This window comes from Pseudoalteromonas sp. SR45-6, assembly GCF_014163545.1.
GTDB classification, from domain to species: domain Bacteria; phylum Pseudomonadota; class Gammaproteobacteria; order Enterobacterales; family Alteromonadaceae; genus Pseudoalteromonas; species Pseudoalteromonas rhizosphaerae.
The window spans coordinates 19257-40491 of sequence record NZ_JACJDM010000046.1 but is presented as its reverse complement, the minus strand read 5'-3'; the positions used below and the strand labels follow the sequence as shown (position 1 = coordinate 40491).

17 protein-coding genes and 1 pseudogene are annotated in these 21235 nt (G+C 39.3%); 17 read left to right on the top strand and 1 reads right to left on the bottom strand.

Going from position 1 to position 21235, the window contains the following annotated elements:
• Positions 1–543: 543 nt before the first annotated feature.
• A pseudogene (locus H5158_RS17210) lies at positions 544–764 on the top strand (transposase); the annotation flags it as partial.
• A gap of 37 nt (positions 765–801) precedes the next feature.
• On the opposite strand, the gene H5158_RS17205 reads toward H5158_RS17210, so the two are convergent.
• Entirely contained in the window at positions 802–1917 is a 1116-nt protein-coding gene (locus H5158_RS17205; protein WP_182740507.1) for an IS630 family transposase, read from the bottom strand.
• Positions 1918–1976: 59 nt separating this feature from the next.
• On the opposite strand from H5158_RS17205, the gene H5158_RS17200 reads away from it, so the two are divergent.
• The 16 genes from H5158_RS17200 to H5158_RS17125 all read left to right on the top strand — a co-directional run bounded on the left by H5158_RS17200 (position 1977) and on the right by H5158_RS17125 (position 21211).
• Positions 1977–2228 carry a LexA family transcriptional regulator gene (locus H5158_RS17200; RefSeq protein ID WP_149983453.1) on the top strand — a complete coding sequence of 84 codons (252 nt, stop codon included), beginning with the start codon at positions 1977–1979 and terminating at the stop codon, positions 2226–2228.
• A 534-nt stretch (positions 2229–2762) separates the two neighbouring features.
• Entirely contained in the window at positions 2763–3527 is a 765-nt protein-coding gene (locus H5158_RS17195) for an SDR family oxidoreductase (RefSeq protein ID WP_182740506.1), read from the top strand.
• Between the two features lie 10 nt (positions 3528–3537).
• Entirely contained in the window at positions 3538–4380 is an 843-nt protein-coding gene (locus H5158_RS17190; RefSeq protein WP_182718934.1) for a bifunctional transcriptional activator/DNA repair enzyme AdaA, read from the top strand.
• A gap of 569 nt (positions 4381–4949) precedes the next feature.
• A complete protein-coding gene (locus H5158_RS17185) occupies positions 4950–5483 on the top strand; it encodes a hypothetical protein (protein ID WP_182718935.1) in 534 nt (177 codons plus the stop codon).
• A gap of 761 nt (positions 5484–6244) precedes the next feature.
• Positions 6245–7117: an alpha/beta fold hydrolase gene (locus H5158_RS17180; protein WP_182718936.1), complete on the top strand. Its 873-nt coding sequence runs from the start codon at positions 6245–6247 to the stop codon at positions 7115–7117.
• 48 nt (positions 7118–7165) lie between these two features.
• Entirely contained in the window at positions 7166–7576 is a 411-nt protein-coding gene (locus H5158_RS17175; protein ID WP_259398532.1) for a hypothetical protein, read from the top strand.
• A gap of 460 nt (positions 7577–8036) precedes the next feature.
• Positions 8037–8546, top strand: coding sequence for a ClbS/DfsB family four-helix bundle protein (locus H5158_RS17170; RefSeq protein WP_182718968.1), 510 nt, complete (start codon positions 8037–8039; stop codon positions 8544–8546).
• Positions 8547–9125: 579 nt separating this feature from the next.
• Positions 9126–9395 carry a hypothetical protein gene (locus tag H5158_RS17165; protein WP_182718937.1) on the top strand — a complete coding sequence of 90 codons (270 nt, stop codon included), beginning with the start codon at positions 9126–9128 and terminating at the stop codon, positions 9393–9395.
• Between the two features lie 103 nt (positions 9396–9498).
• Entirely contained in the window at positions 9499–10071 is a 573-nt protein-coding gene (locus H5158_RS17160) for an SMI1/KNR4 family protein (RefSeq protein ID WP_182740505.1), read from the top strand.
• A gap of 15 nt (positions 10072–10086) precedes the next feature.
• Positions 10087–10536, top strand: coding sequence for a hypothetical protein (locus tag H5158_RS17155; RefSeq protein WP_182740504.1), 450 nt, complete (start codon positions 10087–10089; stop codon positions 10534–10536).
• Positions 10537–10832: 296 nt separating this feature from the next.
• Positions 10833–11585 carry a DJ-1/PfpI family protein gene (locus H5158_RS17150; protein WP_182718940.1) on the top strand — a complete coding sequence of 251 codons (753 nt, stop codon included), beginning with the start codon at positions 10833–10835 and terminating at the stop codon, positions 11583–11585.
• A 408-nt stretch (positions 11586–11993) separates the two neighbouring features.
• On the top strand, positions 11994–12911 hold the full coding sequence (locus H5158_RS17145; protein ID WP_182718941.1) for a carbohydrate kinase: 918 nt from the start codon (positions 11994–11996) through the stop codon (positions 12909–12911).
• Between the two features lie 230 nt (positions 12912–13141).
• A complete protein-coding gene (locus H5158_RS17140) occupies positions 13142–16081 on the top strand; it encodes a SusC/RagA family TonB-linked outer membrane protein (protein WP_182740503.1) in 2940 nt (979 codons plus the stop codon).
• 33 nt (positions 16082–16114) lie between these two features.
• Positions 16115–17824, top strand: coding sequence for a RagB/SusD family nutrient uptake outer membrane protein (locus H5158_RS17135; protein WP_182740502.1), 1710 nt, complete (start codon positions 16115–16117; stop codon positions 17822–17824).
• Positions 17825–17874: 50 nt separating this feature from the next.
• On the top strand, positions 17875–19212 hold the full coding sequence (locus tag H5158_RS17130; RefSeq protein ID WP_182718944.1) for a sugar porter family MFS transporter: 1338 nt from the start codon (positions 17875–17877) through the stop codon (positions 19210–19212).
• Entirely contained in the window at positions 19199–21211 is a 2013-nt protein-coding gene (locus tag H5158_RS17125) for a glycoside hydrolase family 32 protein (protein ID WP_182740501.1), read from the top strand. The genes H5158_RS17130 and H5158_RS17125 overlap by 14 nt, the downstream gene beginning before the upstream one ends.
• The last annotated feature ends 24 nt before the right edge of the window (positions 21212–21235 follow it).

Sequence of the window (21235 nt, the reverse complement as noted above, 5' to 3'; positions counted from 1 at the left end):
GAAGAAGCGCAATGGCTTGAATCAATTCAACGTTTCAGGCAGCAGTACTCAAATTTTGCAGGCAGCAAACAACGGTTAAAGCAGCAAGCCGCCAGCAACGATGTAAAATGGTACAAAGGCGCAGGCTGAACAGTTGCATCTTTATTAGGTTGTTTTAAAAATACACTATTGAACAAAGTGACGGCCTAGCTTTGCCTTTTTTTGCCTAAAATCCTTTCCAAGCACCTCAATTCTAAGCTCTGTAACTAACACTAACAGTATGTGAAAAAATAATTATGCGATTATCCACAACGGGAGAGGTGCTAAATTTTCTGACACAAAATATGTGTCTGTCCTTTTTATTTCCGTTTCTATTTCCTGCAGTCATCTTCATGCGTGTAATTTAGGTTTAATAGGGCTAATGACTTATTTAATAGGTGAAATAAAAATAACCCCGCAATAAAAGATAAATTCTGAACCTGAAAAGTAAATTTAGTGACACAGTTTTATTTGTTCAATTAGAGTGGCTCTCTTATTTAGTTGCTGCTGAAAGGTAAAGGGTTAGGAAAGATAGTCGACGCTGTACCAATAGTGAAAGGTCATCAAATGTTGAAGACAGAGCTGTTCCAGATCACTGGGAGTTGGACTTGAACCAAGGCTCAGAAAACAGCTTTATCGCGACCTTAGTTGAACGACATTCTAGGTATGTAATGCTAGCGAAAGTACCTAGTAATAAAACAAAGCCAGTAATCGAAGCATTGATTAGACAAGCTAATAAGTTGCCAGCACTGCCAAGCTAGTACTTCGTCACACAAATTTTGACTAGTTGAGAGCACCGTAAGCTCTCTCTAGTTTTTCACGTGCTGAATCAACATTAAACATCCAATTTATACTGGCGCCTTCTTTATTTCGGCGCCATTCCCACGCCGTGAGCTCTGTCTTTAACTCTTCCATACTTGCTATGCGCCGATCTAAGCATTGCTTATTCATATTGCCAATTTCTATCTCGACCATATTCAACCAACTCGCATGTTTAGGTGTGTAATGGAACTCTATTTTATTTAAAATACGTCGTGCTTCTTGCGGTGAAAATGCTTTATATAACGCACCTTCCGTATGAGTCGATAAGTTATCTAGCACGACACGAATTTTATTCGCATGTGGGTAGTGTTCATCGACTAAGTCCTTCATACAGTGAGCAAAATCAACTTTCGTTTTCCTCTGTGTTGCTTTAACGTGCCGCCAACCCCGATGACGGTCAAAGAATACAATTAAGTTAGCCACGCCAACCCGTTTATATTCATAATCTAGGCGTTTTACCTGTCCCTTTTTCATCGGTTGTACTGGCCGTGTATCATCAACAAGTTGCTTCATCGCCTCATCAAAATTAATAATAGGATTGAGCTCATCCGCTGGCTCAGCATATAATTCAAGTACATGCTCCATTCTTGCAATATACTCAGCGTCCATTGTTGCCACACACCACATCTTTTTTTGCCAGGGCTTTAACGCATTTTCTTTAAGGCGTCTACGAACAGTTTCATATGAAATACTGTCTAAATCCGTTAATGTTATTAATCGCTCGCCAAGTAACGCTAATGTCCATCGGCAGTGTCCTGTTGGCGGCTCAGAACAGGCTGTGGCTATTAAAGTTACTTCATCTTTCGCGGAGGTTTTTCTCATAGCACCACTTCGTGCACCTTCATTTAAAGCGGCTTCTAAACTGTCTTCGACAAACTGACGTTTGACTCGAAATACAGTTGAAGAGCTCACTTGAACCGCTTCACATATTTGATCTGTTGTATATCGACAACGGTCCGCTTTTAATAAAATGGCGGCTCGTTTGTACTTTCGAACATTGACCATGCCTTTTTTGCAGTAGTTAACTAATTCGCATTTTTCTTCTGCTGATAATTCAACAATATACTTTCGGTTCATAACAATATTAAATGAGTAAATATGAGTTAAAGGATCGTCAATTAGGATAAAAGTTCATTATGAATAAAGAAGAGTTGCCGTCGTTCACTGTGAAACAAGGGCAGTATTTGGCATTTATTTATTACTACACAAAAGTGAATGGTGTTGCACCTGCTGAAAATGATTTTGAGCGTTATTTTGGGACTGCATCATCAAGTGTTCATGCAATGATTTTAACGCTTAAAAAGAAAGGGTTCATCACTTCAACTGCTGGAAAAAGCCGAACGATAAAGCTATTGATAGGAATAAATCAGTTGCCTGAATTTAAGTAAGGCAACTGATCAGAACTTCTGTGAACGAGTACTAGTATGTTGCGATTAATTTAGATGTAGCGACAAATTAAATAGTTCGAACGAGTTAGCGGCCTAGCTTGCTGCATCAAATCAGCTAATTAACCTGCTTAACTGCTCAGGTCAGTAACGACTGTGCATACGAAAAATATAATTGCTTAAGGGTTAAACATTAGGTTTAATGGATAGATAATAAACACTGAGTAACGCAGGGACAGCATAGATACGACAGGCACACTAATTAAATTTGCTTGCTATAGCTTAGGTCATAAAAAGCCTTTCTATATATGTAAAGTCCATAGCATAAACAACACCAACTCTACACATCGAGCAGGTAGCGCCTCAGTCCGACAAGCGATTATGCAACACAAACTGCGTGTCGCATAAATACTAAAATGTTATAGCGCAATTGAAATTCAGCAAGATTCGGGTCGGCATTAATCGTTCGGCCTCCTAATATAGCATCTGTTCGGGCATATGCCCTTTAATTGTCAGCAGAGCTAGGAGAAATAATCGATGAACATATTGGCCAACAAAGTTGCTATTGTTACTGGTGCCAGCACCGGCATTGGCTATGCAGCCGCGAAGCTTTTTGCGAGAGAAGGTGCTGCCGTAGTGGTGGCAGCAAGGCGACAGAAGGAGCTTGATGAACTGGTGGAATTAATCAAGACTGAAGGTGGGCAGGCACTGGCACTAGCCGGTGATGTTGGCGAAGAAGCTTTTGCCAAAGCTTTGGTAGATAAGGCTGTAAGCCACTTTGGTGGCCTGGATATCGCTTTTAACAATGCTGCCATTCTGGGTGCTATGTGCCCTGTGCCGCTGATGTCGCTCACGGACTGGAATCAAGTTATTGCGACCAACTTAACCAGTGCATTTTTGGGCGCAAAGTACCAGCTGCCCGCCATGGCTGCCCGAAAAGGAGGTTCGTTAATTTTCACCTCTACCTTCGTTGGTTACACCGCAGGTATGCCAGGCATGGCTGCCTACGCAGCCAGTAAGGCTGGTCTTATTGGTTTGACTCAAGTGCTGGCGTCAGAGCATGGGCCTCAGAATATCCGGGTCAATGCCCTTTTGCCTGGTGGTACTGATACGCCAGCGGGACGTGAGTTTGCTAATACGCCAGAAGCATTGGCGTTTGTGCGTAACCTGCATGCGCTCAAGCGTATGGCGACACCAGATGAAATTGCTCAATCCGCATTGTACTTAGCATCCGATGCATCCAGTTTCACAACTGGTTCTGCGATGTTGGTAGATGGCGGTGTATCCATAAATCGTGTCTGAGAGGCAGAGTGTGTCAGATTATGACCGTATCGCACGTGCTATGGCATACTTGGTAGATCGTGCAACTACCCAGCCCGCTCTAGAAGAGATAGCCGCCCATGTGCATCTGAGTCCGTATCATTTTCAGAGGTTGTTTTGTCGTTGGGCGGGTACCACGCCAAAGCGGTTTTTGCAGGTCCTGACATTGGAGCGTAGCAAGGAGTTGTTGGATAAATCCCGCTCTCTGCTCGACGTTTCACATGAGATTGGCTTAAGCGGTAGTTCAAGGTTGCATGATCACTTTGTGCAGCTGGAGGCAGTGACACCGGGGGAGTATAAAAATAAGGGTAAGGAGCTACGTATCGAATACGGTGTGCACCCTACACCACTGGGGCCTATGTTTGTAGCTGTAACACAGCGTGGTGTTTGTAGGGTTGAGTTCATGGACTTCAATTACATTGAAGAGCTGCTGGATGACTTGCGTAACGCTTGGCCATTGAGTTCGATTGTTGAAAGCATCACATCTACGCACTATGTTATTGATGCGTTTTTTAGTAGTGATACAGCTGCCAAACATGGTCCGCTGTCGCTTCATGTGAAAGGTACGAATTTTCAGGTAGCTGTGTGGCGGGCGCTGCTGAAAATACCACCGGGCGCAGTGGCTAGCTATTCTCAGGTAGCCACAGCACTCAATGCGCCCCAATCTGCAAGAGCGGTTGGTAACGCCATTGGAGCAAATCCTGTTGCTTTACTGATCCCCTGCCATCGGGTAATACAGCACAGTGGTGCACTTGGTGGTTACCGTTGGGGGCCAGCCAAGAAGCTTATGGTACAAACATGGGAAAAAATGCGTGATGAACCTGTTTCGCTATAACAATGTCATGCAGCTGACGTTCTTATCTTACCCCGCGCGGCAGATGGCGGGCGTTGAGGCTGTAGAATTACTCTTTACAGGAACGAATGCACCTACTTTTAGTTGTTCAACTTTTAACCTTGAATCTACTATCAAGCTATGATCTAGTAAATATTATTCACCCACGGTAAATCGTTATGGCTCTTTCGTTGGGTGAGGAGTCAAGCGAGACTTATCCTACCAAAATAAATTCATTCCAATCAATTTCGCTGAGCAAATTGACCTTGCGCGGACAAACGAAAGTGAATGCTTTCACTTCACACTGCGGCAACTGTATTGCTTAGTTCATAATAGAGAAAAGCTGCAAAACACGATGCACTAATTAGGGTAGCCCTTATCACCTCAAATAAGCCACTCAAACACCTTGCAAAATGCCAATTAAAATAACACCAAGTCCTCTTTTTATATTTTACGTAAAATCGAAGTAACTAATTGAATCAAAATAGGAACTCGGCTATGGTGAATGCATCAATAAGAATAAATTAAAAACGAGTAATTCTACAGGCTCGTTACATTTCTTGAGAATACGCATGACCAAGGCAGAAATTAAAAAGTTGTTTGTTGCAATCGAAAAGCACGACCAGGATTCAGTTCTTGGTATCCTTGCAAAGGATAAGGGCGTAATCGAAACAGTTGGGCACCATAACGCTAATTGCAGAGACAAGACTCCTTTGATGTATGCCATGCAATGCGAAGATTTTGAGCTTGCCAACAAGCTCATAGAGTTGGGGGCTAACGTAAAGGCAAAAATGCCAGCAGGGCCTGAGACTAGCGTAATTCAATTAGCTGTAAAGTTTGGCCATGGTCTAAATCCAAATTTTGATAAATGGCTTAGCTTTACTCAAAAGCTTATTGAGCAAGGCGCTAATCCATCAGAGGCCTTATGGCCGGCGTGCCATGGATACAACAAAGTTGCGGATAAACCGGAAATTATTTCACTATTATTACAAAATGGTGCTTCCCTGGAAGGCGAAGTTGGCAATAGCGGTAGCACAGTGAAAGAGCTTCTTGTGATTAATTCGCAGCTCTATTCAAGTCGAGTTCTTAATCTATTCGGGCTGTAGCAATGACAAAATGTGACACATATGAGCCTTAACTCTGTCAATAGGCACTAGTATTTTCTTTAACCGTTTTTATACAGTGACGGTCAATTCAAAATCAACTTTAATTCAATAAGCAAATTCGTTTACTTCGTCGGCCGATGCGGCGGTTAAGCAAGTAGCTTACGGCAAACACATATAGGCGCGTTACGCAGTAATCGATTATTGCGAGCTCATCGCAGCCAGGTTTTTCCCATATCCTTTTGGAGTCGCTGGGGCACTACGACTAAATGGATTTAGAAGGTAGAGCGAAGCAGGATGCTAGGGCCGAGACATTCATCGGTTAACCTTATCATGGCACTATTCAAGGCGGCTGGTTTCATCATTGTGATCCAGTTATATTTAGGTGCGTAACGCAGTTATCAAGTCAGGTGTAAGCGACTTTGTTTATTGTATTAATGCACGCGTACTGAGTGTCTAATCAAGGCAAGTGGTTTAGGTCTGTAGGCATATAATCAGGTTAAACCTTGTTGGTTATTAACTCACCCAATTGATTCATGCTCAGCCTTATATCCAGTTAGATGTTCAGCTGAAATAAAAGGACAGACAAAAATTTTTGCAATATTTACTTTTAGATAAAATAGAAGTAACCGATTGAATCAAAATAGGAACTCGGCTATGGTTAATGCATCAATAAAAATAAATTAAAACGAGTTAATCTACAGGCTCGTTATATTTTAAGTGCTAAATTTTACTTCTAAATTAGCTATATAAGGGATTTTATAATGAAAACTGGACTTTTAGTTCTATTATTTATCGTAGCCTTTGGCGTATCTGCAAAAGACGTCATTAAACCAAGTGTTTCAGGCTTGTATCAAGTAGATAAAGTGAACCTTTTTATTGAATGTTATGGTGAAGCCTCCCCTTCAATAATTATCAATGCTGGCTTTGGTGGTACGGTTGAAGACGGAAACTGGAAGAAGGTAATACAATCACTTCACAAAAAAAATAGAGTGTGTATTTATGACAGAGCCAACTTGGGGAAAAGTGATAAATCGCAAGGCCATTATGATCTAGGCACTATTGTTGAGCATCAAAATGTATTGTTACAAAGGGCTGGAATTCAGCCTCCTTACGTAATGGTTGGACACTCTTATGGCTCATATCCTATTAAGTTATTTAATCACCTTTACCCTGAAAAGGTCAGCGCCATTTTACTTGTAGATCCTTCATTGTATGGCCAATTTAGAAGCCATATAAAAAAGTGGGATGCAAAAAATGACACATATGATGCTGATACCAAGAAGAATATGGAAGCTGAACTTGCTAGCTGGCATGGTGCTCCTGATAATCTAGAAAAAATTAATATGAGAACTAGTTCAACGTTCATTCAGCAAAGCGACGATTTTGGTGACACACCTTATGTATTACTTTGGAACAGAGACGCAATTTGGGTGCCTGCAAATCAAACTCCAGATAACTGGCATCCAGCAGTCTGGGAGCGTATTAAAAAGTCTTATTCTACCGAATTAAATAAGATGCAGACTTTATCTAAAGATACCAAAATTACATTTGCAACAACTCCAGAGCATTACATACAAAAACATGAACCAGAGATTGTTATCGCAGAGATTAATTATTTATTGAATAAACTTTGAAATGAGTAAGCAAGACATAACAAGCGCCTTAACTCCAACAATGTTAAGTTGTCATGGTTTTGGCAAACAACGCAAAGTCATGCCAACACATTATGTAATGGTCTAATTGGACTGATTTATATCTTTTTAGTAGGATTAACTAGAGTTGTTAAACGCGATAAAGATGGCTTAAGGCGCATTAAATGGGGGTTTATAAACCTTGTACTATTTAGCTTGTCCATATATCTCTATGTTAATCAATCCTTTCTAAAGTTTGGTGATATTACTGCGGCAAGTATTTGCTTGGCTTTTTTATCAGGGGTTTTGCCAATAACACTTTTATTTTCTTTATGGATTTCTTTAAGAGGAAAGTTGCAAAGTAAGTTAATAAAATTGGATATTGCATCGATCATGATGTCTATACAATTTTGTTTAGTATTGGCTGCTTGGGGGCAGATATCCACTATATTTTGGCAATAAATTGCAGAGCTTTAACACATATGAGCCTTAACTCTGTCAATAGGAACTAGTATTCTTTTTGACCGTTTTTATACAGTGACGGTCAATTCAAAATCAACTTTAATTCAATAAGCAAATTCGTTTACTTCGTCTGTCGATGCGGCTTCATCATTGCAAAAATAAGCTCTTATCACCGCAAATAAGCCACTTAAATATCTGTAACAACTTGAAAAATATCAATTAAAACAACACTAAATCCTATTTTATATTTTACGTGAAAGTCAGTTGTCGATTGAATCAAAATAGGAACTCGGCTATGGTTAATGCATCAAGTTCAGCTACAGGTTGCGCAGGAGTTGGTGAATGAAAAAACATAACAAAAGCATGTTGCATAAACTACTGAGTGGTTGGACGGTTTTTCCGCTCGTACCGCGCTACAAAACCGCCGCAAATGCAAGGCATTATGTGAATGGAGGTTAAATTGTCTTCTGTGCCAAGAAATAAGGATGAATTGGAGTTAGCCATAAACTCAGTGTTCCCAAAACTAATGGCTGATTATCGCTCAATTTCAAAAAGCAAAGCTCGTAAATTGGGCGTAGAAGGAAATATCAAAGGTACAATCATTAGCGTTAGTGACACAGTTGCTTACCTGATTGGTTGGGGCAAACTGGTCCTTAAATGGCATCATCTAAAGTCTCAAAATCAGGATGTAGATTTCCCTGAAACTGACTACAAATGGAATCAACTTGGGTTACTAGCTGAAAGTTTCCACGAAAAATATCGTGACTGGAAATACGATGATCTGCTTGTTGAGCTGGAGTCTACGGTTCACGAGATACTTTTACTCATTTCAAGTTTAAGTAATCATGAGTTGTATGGTGTTGCGTGGTATGAGCGATGGACTCTAGGGCGCATGATTCAATTTAATACGTCATCACCTATGAAAAACATGCGAACAAAAGTTCGGCGCTTCAATCGGGAATTCACATAACACATATGAGCCTTAACTCTATTAATAGGCACTAGTATTCTTTTTGACCTTTTTATTCAGTGACGGTCAATTATAAATCAATAAACAAATTTGTTTACTTCGTCGGCCGATGTGGCTTCATCATTGCAAAGGTAAGCCCTTATCACCGCAAATAAGCCACTTAAATATCTGTAATACTTTGAAAAAAAGCCAATTAAAACAACACCAAGTCCTCTTTTTTATATTTTACGTGAAAGTCAGTTGTCGATTGAATCAAAATAGGAACTCGGCTATGGTTAATCCATCAATAAAAATAAATTAAAACGAGTTATTCAACAGGCTCGTTATATTTATTAAGGTAGTTTAAATATCATTTGATAGTGAAATAGCTGCATTCATAGCAAAGTCAGACCAAAACGGAGAACGGGCTGATTTAGAAAAGTTAAAACGATTAAATAAAAAATAGGCGGTATTATTCCTAAGTGGTATATCGAGGCAATGTCCACACCTATTTTGCAATTTACTTCTTGGCTGGCAAAAATTTGAACCAGAAGAAGACTTTGATGGCATTGAAGAGATTCAAATTGTGAACATTGATTTATGGAAGAAGTTAATTGTGATTCCTACTCAGGGATGTATGTGTTGCCAGCAAACTATCTTGTTATTGGTTATGGCGCTGATTGGGCTGATAATTGTTTTGTAATTCCAACGGATCAAAGCGACGATCCGCCTCTTTATGAAGTGTTGCATGATGTGGCACTCAGCACTGAAGAGCTTGTTTCGACGATAAAGTCGGGTGCAGGTGGCTGTGAGAAAATAGCTGATAAACTGTCTATTTTTGTGGGCAATGCGATTGCACTAAAAACATAGCAAATTACTGCAGTGCGACTTGTGAACAGAGTAACAGAGCACGTGATATGGAGCTAATAAGCAATTTCACAGTTAATATGAACGATATTTAAGAGGAGGTTCTGTGGTTACTAAAGAAATAGAAAATATTGAGCGCAGTATTGGTAAGTTACCTAAATCTTACCGTGATTGGATCGAACAGGGTATTACAAAAGACAGCTCCTACAATATGTATTTGTTAGAGTGGATTTCAAGCTCAAATGTATTGAAAATTGAAATAGCTCCTGAGGGCGTACTTGATGGTATTTTGCCAATTGGTGTCTTCCATGGTGTTGCATTTTGGTGTTTGGATAATAAAAATAATGGCAGGGTCATTTTATGTCCACATGATGATATCGTTGCTGATTTTTATGTGCCTTCAGTTGAAGGGTGGATATATCGAATTTGCTTACAAGAAGCATCTAATTTCTGTGATGAAGACGAGATAGTACAAAAACAGTTACAACTTTGGGCGTCTTTACTCGAAGAATCTAAACCTACTTGGGCTGAGCACATTATGTTGCTGGCAAAATCAAAGGTAAAAAATATGGGGCAGCACTCTGGCGTTATTTCTGACGAAGAGGTAGAAGCAATCATAGCTAAAGAATTCGGTTCAGAGTATTTAACAGAAAAAGTTGAGTTTTTAAACCCGGATTAACGTTAGTGGAGTCTCTTGAATTGGCTTCTATTTTTTTGGGAAGCAGTGTTAATGTGGGCATTGTGGAATACCTGTAAGGTGCATATGATCAATCAACTTAAAGTGACGAATATTGAGTTTTACTCGGATGAAACAGCATTAGTAACTGTTGAAAATGAACACTCAGCCGTTGACGTTTTTTGTCACATTTGTGAATACTCCATAGGTGATAAAGTTAATAACCTCCTTAAAGTGCTAGATGCCAACGTTAGAGCGGCGTACCTTGCCGATTGGCCGGTAGAAATGATTGCAGAAGCATCTAAAGAAAGAATTGAAAAAACGGGGCCTTATTCATACATAGGTTGTGGCAAAGTAATTGATGAAAATGAAGGGGTTATTGAGGTTCAAGGTTTTCTTATCGAGTTCGGTGATCTACCTTGCCAAGGCTCAGTCGAGTTTGAAATTGATAGGCTTGATTTATGGTAAATTGCTTAATAAAGCGTTGATGACAACTGCATTGATAGGCTAATAGATGTAGTCTGGAATGAGAGCGATAAAACGTTTTTTAGTCTTTACTGATAAAAAAGAAATTATTTTAACTTGTGATGGAGCGCCACGACGTGAAGTCGTCATATAACAAACCAATTATTCCGACCTTAACTCGCTACGCTCGTTTCGTCGGCATCTTGGGGCTTTAAGTGTCTAGGCTGATTCCGTATTTAAACCTTTTATTCAATTGTATCGTCTAAATAATGAATTTAATCATTTAAAAAAAGAAAACAATGAAGCTTTTTATATCTATTTTACTTTCAGTAATACTGTTTACTTCAACTAACCTAAGCGCAGAGTCGACAAAAAAAGTATTAATCATCGCATCAAATATGATCGATATGGGGGATTCTGAAAAACACGATGCGAGAAATAATTTATGGGAAGTTGCTCCACCGTACCATATTTTTATGAGCCATGGTTATGATGTCGATTTTGTTTCTCCAAATGGAGGAAAGGTTGAGTTCATGATGGATCCTTTGGGTATTAGTAGTTACACCATTAAATATGAAGGCTTTATGGATAAAGCGAAAAACAGCTTTGCTCCTGAACAAATTAACCCAAATGATTACTGGGGAATTTATATTGGTGGAGGGTATGGCCCATTATTTGATGTAGCTAATAACAAGGAATTACAATCAATTATCGCCAAAGTTTATGAATCTGGCGGTATTATTGGTGCAGGTGGTCACGGTGCCGGTGCGTTTGCCGATGTATTATTATCTTCTGGTCAGTATCTTGTTAAAGGTAAAAAAATTGCTGGTTTTCCTAATTCTACTGAAAAATCTAAGTCATGGGCTAAACAAGGTACTCTGCTACCTTTCCTTGTTGAAAGTCAGTTGAATAAAAATGGAGCTATTGCACAAAACAAAAAAACCTTAGAAGATAAACACGAAGTGGTCGTTGATCAAAGAATCGTTTCAACAATGTTTTTACCTTCAGCTGCTCTAGTTGCAAAAGAAATGATAATTTCTCACAAGCAGTAAATGCACATAACACATATGAGCCTTAACTCTGTCAACACAAGTTAACGAGTTATCAGCGATCCGTTAGAACTCGAGGTAAACTTCTACTCCAAATACCATTTAGGGATAAAAGTTTGCGGTAAAAATTCATAAATTAAACTCTCAAGCATATTATTTGCTTTATTTATAAGTTGCAGATAGACATTTAGTTAATTTTATTAACTTAAATAAACAACGTTGTCTTTTTGTTGCTTAGATGAAATAATATCTCACGACATTTATTTAACAAATATATCTGCATTTTAATTTTTAAGTTAAAAATGTTTAAGTTATTGAAATTTAATATCTTACTTTCTATGAAGTGAAAGGTAAGTTGAACTTTGTCTAATCCGTTATCTGACCATACGAAGCGTATAAGGAAGCTCTTGAATGAGTATAATTGTGAATCAAAACGTGGCTAATAAAATTAGTCTAGTTTGTTTTGGGGAGGTCCTTTGGGACTGTTTTGGCGCAACTAAGCGTTTGGGAGGCGCACCTTTAAATATGTGCTTTAGGGTTAAATCACTTGGAATTGATGCACAAATGATAAGTGCAGTAGGGGAGGATGAGTTAGGTGATGCTCTGCTTGACGAATTAAAAGAAAAGCAATTGAGTACAGAGTACATTGCTGTAAACCCAAACAAAAATACCAGTACGGTGCAGGTAACACTTGATAGCCATGGTTCTGCTAAGTACGAAATTATGCCTGATACTGCCTGGGATAATATTGTTTTAACTGATGAAATTATTGGCAAAGTTGAATCGACGGATATTTTTGTGTTTGGTAGTTTAATTGGCCGTACCGACACTTCATTAATAACTTTAAAGCAACTACTAGAACATGCGAAGTTTAAAGTGTTTGATGTAAATTTACGAGCTCCTCACTATCAACTTGAGAGCTTAATAGAATTAATGAATAGCGCTGACTTTATCAAACTAAATGATGAAGAACTATATGAAATAGCAAAAGGAATGGGGTGTAAATACCATTCATTAGAGCAAAACTTAGCATTTATAGCAAAGCAAACCAACACAGAGTTTTTGTGCGTGACGAAAGGAAACCATGGTGCTTTATTATCGATTAAAGGTAAAAACTACTATAACTCAGGCTACCTGATCGATGTTGTGGATACTGTTGGTGCAGGGGATTCGTTTTTGGGGGCTTTAATTTATCAATTGTGCATTCAAAACGATCCGCAACAGGCAATAGATTTTGCTTGTGCTGCAGGAGCTATGGTTGCTCAGCAGCTAGGGGCAACACCAGATATAACGCATCAGCAAATCTTAGAATTTATTGAACCATGTTAGCGTGCAGCGTTGTATTTCAAGTTATACATATAAATAACAAAATATTTTGTTATTTATATTGAATAGATGTTTTTTTAATGTTAAAAAGACAACGTTGTTTATTTGTGTTGGACCGACCAAGCCAAACAACAAAATGTAAAAAGATATTTTTTTACGCCATAAAGACAACGTTGTTAATTTAAATAATGAAATCAACATTAAAAAATAAAATTAAAATGAGGACACACACAATGCTCAGATTTAGGAAAAACCAGCTTGCTGCGAGTGTTAGTACAGTATTGATAGGTTGTTGGCTGCCATCCAACAGCTTTGCCGCTGAACAACTGCAAGAAGAAGCGTCGGCCAAGGTTGGTATTGAAGTTATTGAAGTTTCATATGGTTATGGAAGTGTTAAAAAACAAGATTTAACCGGCGCAGTTAGCACAGTTGAGCTTGAAGATGTCGTTGATCAGCCTTCAGGTAATATCATGCAAAATTTGCAGGGGCGTGTGCCTGGCTTGCAAATTACAACTAATGGTTCACCTAACTCTGCAGCAACAGTGCGTATTCGTGGTCAAGGTTTAGGACCTTTAGGTAATAACGATCCTCTTTATGTTATTGATGGTGTACCAACTAAATCAGGCATGCATGAACTTAATAGCCATGATATTGCTGATATACAGGTGCTAAGAGATGCGGCAGCTGCAAGTATTTTTGGTGCTCGCTCTGGTAATGGGGTCATTATTATTACCACCAAAAAAGGGAATGAAGGGCTCGACTTTAATTTCTCTTTTAATCAGTCATATGATGATTTTAATTATGAATTAAATCCATTAAATACACAGCAAAGGGGACAAGCAGTTTGGCAAGCTGCAGTAAACGACGGCTCAGATCCAAATGCAGCAAGTTCTCTTTATAGCTATGATTGGAATAATGATTTTAATAACCCTCAATTAAACAACGTTGTTTTTCCTGAGTTTACGGATGCTGCACAGGTGCAACGCCCAGCAGATACTAATTGGTTTGATGAAGTTACGCGCTCTGCAAAAGTAACCGATCTTAACTTTTCAGTTTCAGGTGGTTCAGACAAAGCTTCGATATATAGTTCACTTGGCTATTTCGGCTCAGAAGGTGTTGTTGATGGCTCAGAGTTTGAACGAATAAGCTTTCGCGTTAATTCTGATTATCAGCTAACAAATAAGCTTAAGATTGGTGAAAACTTTATAGTGACAAATCAAGAATCAAACTTGGTTAATGATCTGGCCGGTAATATTCTAACTTTGGCTATAGAACAACAATCTATCGTTCCTGTGTACAACGATAAAGGTGGCTGGGGAGGACCCGTCCCTGGTGTAACTGACCGTGATAATCCGGTTAGACTAATTGAAATGAATCGAGACAATGTTAGTAGATTCAATAAATTAATGGGAAATATTTTTGTTGAATATGAGGCAATAGAGGACTTAACACTAAAAAGCTCTATCGGTTTAGATTACGGGCAATACTACTTCAGAAACTATACCCGTGCTTTTCAAGCTGGCTCGCTAAACTATGGTGATCAGCTGTCAGTGACAGAAAACTGGAATAGCAGTTTTAGTTGGACTAATACCGCAGAATATAAGCTTGATTTAGATGCAAATCATTTTACGTTTTTGGTCGGTACAGAACAAATAGATTATGAGTATGAAGGATCTGTTGGTTTTGGTTCAGGTTTTGCGGCTGATGATCGTGATTATGCTCATTTATCACAAGCAACAGGTGATGTTCGTGTGGAAGGGGATGGCGATAAATGGTCTCTTAATTCTTATTTCGCGCGTATGGACTATAACTTTGATGACCGCTATTTAGCAGGTTTAACAATACGTCGCGATGGCTCATCTCGTTTTGGTAGTAATAATAGCTACGGTAATTTCCCCGCTATTTCTGCAGGTTGGGTGATCAGCAACGAATCATTCTATGATATTGAATTTTTATCTACCTTAAAGCTTCGAGCTAGTTGGGGCAAAACGGGTAATCAAGAAATCCCTACCGATGCAACATATACAACGTATTTAAGCCGTTATGCAACTCGGTCTTTATTCACTGATCAGCAAGATGAAGGGACCGCTTATGATATAGGCGGTGCAAATGGCGGCACGCTTCCTTCTGGGTTTGTAAAAGCACAAACAGGGAATGATGACCTAAAGTGGGAAACATCAACGCAAACAAACATTGGTCTTGATTTTGGCATGCGTTACGAAACCATATACGGCAGTATCGATTGGTTTGAAAAAACCACTGAGGATATTTTAACGTTAACCAATCCACTTGCAACATTAGGTGAAGGCGCTCAGCAATGGGTCAATGGTGGCACGATTGAAAACTCTGGTTTTGAGTTTCTCATTGGCTACGCCGATTACCTTACTTTTGATAGCTTAGATGGTGATATCGATGTCGATATTAGCTTTAACATTTCTTCTGCTAAAAATAAGGTTGTCTCACTACCAGAGGATGTTGTGAATTCATTTGGTGGTAATGGTGATGATAAAACGATTGTTGGTCATTCAGTCAATTCTATTTATGGTTATGTCGCCGATGGGTTATTCCAAAATCAAGGTGAGATAGATGCTCATGCAGCGCAATCTGGGGCTGGTTTAGGCCGAGTTCGCTGGAAAGATTTAGACGGCAATGGCGTGATTGATGAAAACGATCAAAGCTTTTTCACCGATACTGATCCTGACTTTATGTATGGATTGAACATGAATTTCAAATACAAAAATTGGGATTTCAATATGTTCTGGCAAGGTGTTCAAGGAGGTGAGATACGTAATAGCTGGCGTGGATTTACTGACTTCACATCATTAAATATAGGTTCTAACTACGGTGATCGCGTTCTTGATGCATGGTCAGTTAATAATACTGACAGTAATGTACCGGCATTAACTTTAATCGATAACAATGGTGAAGGCCGTCAATCAAGTTTGTTTTGGGAAGATGGCAGCTACCTCAAGCTTCGCAACTTATCTATCGGTTATACACCTGATGAACAGTGGTTAAATCAATACGGTATTAGTTCTGCACGAATTTATTTGCAGGGCAGTAACTTATTGACCATTACGCCATCGGGGACGCTAAGCCAAGATCCAGAAACTCCAAACGGCAACTTCCCAATTCCAAAACGTATCACGTTAGGCGTGAACCTTTCTTTTTGATTTATTAAAACGACAACGATACGAGCACATATTATGAATAAAATTAAAACACTATTTACAGCAGCTACACTCGCGCTTTCTTTAGCATCGTGTGGTGGTTCTGATCTTGATGTTGCACCTTCTGGGGTATTAACCGAAGAACAAGTTTCTAACAGTGAAAATGTAGATGCGTTGATTATTGCTGCCTATTCCTATCTAGGAAACGATCATTATACCGCACCTAACTTTTTATGGCCGACAGGAAACTTACGCGCTGGAGACGCCCATAAAGGCGGTAATGGACCCGGTGATATCTTTGCTTATCATGCTTTGTCTTTATATCAACCAATAGTGCCTGATATGGAGTCTTTCCCGCCAGATTTAATTGATTTGAACAACAAAAAATGGGTACGTAATTACACCGGTATTTCAAGAGCAAACTCAGCATTAGCGGTAATCGCAAATGCGCCAGATGCCATTGAAAACAGTGCTGCAAAACAATCCGAACTGCGGTTCATTCGCAGTATTTTCTACTTTGATTTAAAAATACATCATAAGCATATCCCGTGGATTGATGAAACAATGACTCAAGATCAAATTCTTAGCGCTACTAATCGTGAGCTAAGCGATCAAGAGTTATGGGATAAAATTGCTGCAGATTTTGAGTTTGCTGCAAACAATTTACCACAAACCCAAAAAGATGTTGGGCGCGCTTCAGCGTTATCAGCTAAGGCATATCTAGCTAAAACATTACTCTACCAAGCGTATGAGCAGAATGAGCTACATCAAGTTATTAATATTAATAAAGATAAACTTGTAAAAGTGGTGGCTCTGGTTGATGAAATTGAAGAGGCGAGCGTCTATGGCTTATTTGATGATTACGCGAATAACTTTTTGTTTGAAAGTGAAAATGGTAAAGAATCAGTTTTTGCTATTCAGCGCTCTCTAAATGACGGCTCTCCAGATGGACGTGGTAGCTGGCCTAGTGCATTAAATGCGCCAATGGCTGGTGGTTTTGGCTGTTGTGGTTTTCATGTGCCAACAGAAAATTTTGTTAATGCGTTTAAAACAGACCAACAAGGTTTGCCGTTATTCGACTCTTTTAACGACTTTAACTACGACATGACTACAGACTCAGTTGACCCTCGCCTAGATCACACTGTGGCAATGGAAGGTAAACCATTTAAGTATGACGAAAACTTAATTCATGGCGGTGATAGCTGGGCACGTGCCCCTGGTATTTATGGCAACTTTACGGCAATGAAAGATCTTGAACACCCTGACTGTAGTTGTCGTGGTGAGAATGGCCCTTTTCCTATCTTTTCATTAAATACACCGCTCATTCGTTACGCTGATGTATTGCTTTGGAAAGCTGAAGCATTAATTGAGTTAGATAGGTATGACGAAGCATTGCCAATTATTAACCGTATTCGTGAGCGTGCTAAAAATAGTACCGGTAAATTACACAACGCGAGTATTTATAACATGGGCTTATATACAAGTTTTGATTCTAAAGAACAGGCAAGAGCGGCACTACGCTTTGAGCGACGTTTAGAATTAGGGCTTGAAGGACATCGCTTTTTTGACTTAGTTCGATGGGGAATAGCGAAAGAAACTATTGATAGTTACTTAGCTATTGAAGCTGTACGTAAACCTTATTTGGTCGATGCTATTTTCACTAAAGGTCGTGATGAGTATTTACCTATTCCGAACCAGCAGATGATTTTAAGTGGTGGATCGTACACACAAAACCCAGGTTATTAATAGTGGTGGGTTTCGGCCCACCTTTTAATCGTTAAGTTTTAAGAGTGATTATGAAAAAAATTATTTATTGGTCAGTCACCGTTGCCGTTGCTGGTTTTTTATTCGGCTTTGATACAGCCGTTATATCCGGTGCGGATAAACCTATTCAAGCGTTATGGAATACGAGCTCGTTATTTCATGGCTTATTTATTATGTCTTCAGCTTTATGGGGAACACTACTGGGTGCCTTAACCGGTAATTACCCATGCGATAAGTGGGGTAGAAAACCCACATTAGTTTTAGTTGGAGTGTTGTTTTTAATTTCGGCGCTTGGCTCCGCCATGGCACCTGACGCATATAGCTTCGCCTTATTACGGTTCATTGGTGGCGTGGGAGTGGGCATTTCTTCAATTGTTGTACCTGCTTATATTTCTGAGATTGCACCTGCTAAGTACCGTGGGCGTTTGGTTGCGCTTTATCAGTTTCAAATTGTATTTGGTATCTTAGTTGCGTTTGTTTCTAATTTTTTAATTGCAGGAACATCTGCAATTGACTGGCGTTTAATGTTAGGTGTGGAGGCAATACCTGCACTGGCTTATTTATTAATGATCATTAAGGCACCTGAAAGCCCACGTTGGTTAGTGCAAAAGAAAAATGAGAAAACTAAAGCGCGTTCAATCTTAGTGACTTTAGGTGAACAAAACCCAGACCAAGTATTAAATGACATTGAACGCGACAAGTTACAAAACAGTCAATCAAAGCTATTTGGTGGTAGTTACAATAAGGCGGCTTTATTTGCATTTTTATTTGCCGCATTTAATCAATTATCTGGCATTAACTTTATCATTTATTATGCACCGCGCGTATTTGAACTTGCAGGGTTGGATGTAAATCAATCATTACTTTCTGGCGCTGGGATTGGCGTGGTTAACCTATGTTTTACCATGCTGGGTTTATCGTTGATTGATAAGTTTGGCCGCCGTTCGCTGATGTACATTGGCTCAATTGGCTACGTTATTTCGCTCTCTGTCGTGGCGTGGGCATTTAGTACTGACTCTGGAGGTTTAACGGTTGTAGCGTTTGTATTTGTGTTTATTGCCGCTCATGCCATTGGCCAAGGTACCGTTATTTGGGTCTTCATTGCAGAAATATTCCCTAACAAAGTTCGTTCAAAAGGGCAGTCTTTGGGCTCCGGTACGCATTGGTTTTTTGCCGCAGCAATCACTTTACTTATGCCATTTTTCTTAGAACGTTTTAGTGCCACTGAAGTATTCACTTTCTTTACTTTAATGATGTTAGGGCAATTGATTTTTGTTGCGTGGTTTATGCCAGAAACAAAAGGACGTTCTTTAGAAGCAATTTCATTAGATACCAATAATAAACATGGAGCATTCGATGCGAACCGTTAATTTAGTTTTAATTTCATCATTTTTGGCAGCATGTAGTATGACAAACCAAACTGAAAAAACAGCCCCTATGGGTGAAGATAAACCGAGTAAAGAGGCGTTTCGACCTGCTTTTCATTTTACCCCAGAAAAGCATTGGATGAATGATCCCAATGGTATGGTTTATTACCAAGGTGAGTATCATTTATTTTACCAGCATAACCCTGATTCATCTGTATGGGGGCCAATGCATTGGGGGCACGCAATTAGTAAAGATATGGTTAATTGGCAGCATCAAGAAATTAAGTTGTTTCCTGATGAGCACGGCACTATTTTCTCTGGCAGTGCGGTAGTTGATTGGCAAAATAGCAGCGGCTTTGGCAGTAAAGAAAACCCACCATTAGTGGCTATATTTACCTATCATGATGATAAAAAGGCTGCACAGGGAGCGATTGATTTTCAAACGCAAGGTATAGCATATAGCACTGATAAAGGCCGTACATGGAAAAAATATGCTAACAACCCGGTATTAAAAAATCCTGGGATCCGCGACTTCCGTGACCCTAAAGTAAGCTGGCATGAAGATACTCAGCAATGGGTTATGGTATTGGCTCAAGATGATCATATTGGTTTTTACAGCTCAAAAGATTTAAAAACATGGCAATTTGAAAGTAACTTTGGCGCTGATTGGGGCAGTCACGCAGGAGTATGGGAGTGTCCAGATCTTATTCGCGTGCGTATTGAAGGCACAGACGAATATAAATATGTGTTATTAGTGAGTATTAACCCTGGTGCGCCAAATGGTGGCTCTGGTACACAATACTTTATTGGTGATTTCGATGGTGAAAAATTTGTATTAGATAGTGATTATCAAAAAATGCTTACAGGTACACCAGCTGCGTTTCCCGAAGGGTTAGACTTTTCTAACTTCAAAAATGGTTTAAAAAATTGGCAAGTATCTGGTGATGCATTTCATATAGTTAATGATCAACCAGCCAATACCATTGCTAGTTCTTTTAAAGATTCGGATAAGGCAACAGGCACCTTAACCTCAAAATCATTTGCGATCGACCATGATTTTATTAACTTTAAAATTGCAGGCGGAAAGCATCACAATAGTACCGCAATACAGTTGTTAGTAAACGGCGAAATAGTTAAAACTGCAAGTGGTAACAATACAGGTACGATGACCGAGCGCTCTTGGAATGTGAGTCAATTAAAAGGCCAGCAAGCTTATATTAAAGTGGTAGACAATGAACGTGGTGATTGGGGGCATATAAAAATTGCTGACATCGTGTTTTCTGATAAAGCAGCAAATGAAAAGTACGAACCTTCAATATGGTTAGACTACGGCACTGATAATTATGCTGGTGTAACTTTCTCTGATGTTCAAGACGGTAGACACTTATTTATGGGGTGGATGAGTAACTGGCAATACGCAAACCAAGTACCGACTGAGGTATGGCGCAGCGCAATGACGATTCCCCGAGAATTAAAGTTATTGCAAACGCCAACAGGCGTGCGTTTGGCATCTCAACCGGTTAAAGAGTTAGATAGTTTATTGAGTAACTCACAACAAAAGGCAACGTTAACTGGCGCAAATAGCTATCAGTTAGATGAGCTTTTTACAATTGAGCCTGGGCAATTTAAGGTGAGCTTTAGTATAGCGAACTCTGAACAAGTTACTGATATCGTGCTTAGCTCTGATACGGGCGAATACACTAAGCTGCAGCTAAACCCAGCTCAAGGGCAACTAATACTTGACCGCAGGCAGTCGGGTTTAAAAGACTTTGAAGATGGTTTTGCATCTTTACAAACTGCGCCATTACAAAAAGGACTTGAATATTACGATGTTGATATATGGGTAGATAAAGCGTCGGTAGAAGTGTTTGTAAATAAGGGGGTTAGCTCTATGACCTCGATTGTTTTTCCAACCTCTCCTTATAATAAAATACAAGTGAGTGCTGAGCAGCCTTTGTCGCTTAGTGACGTAAAGTTAAACAATATAGCAATAGAAAAATAACATTTGAAGCGACTCTATAGTAAT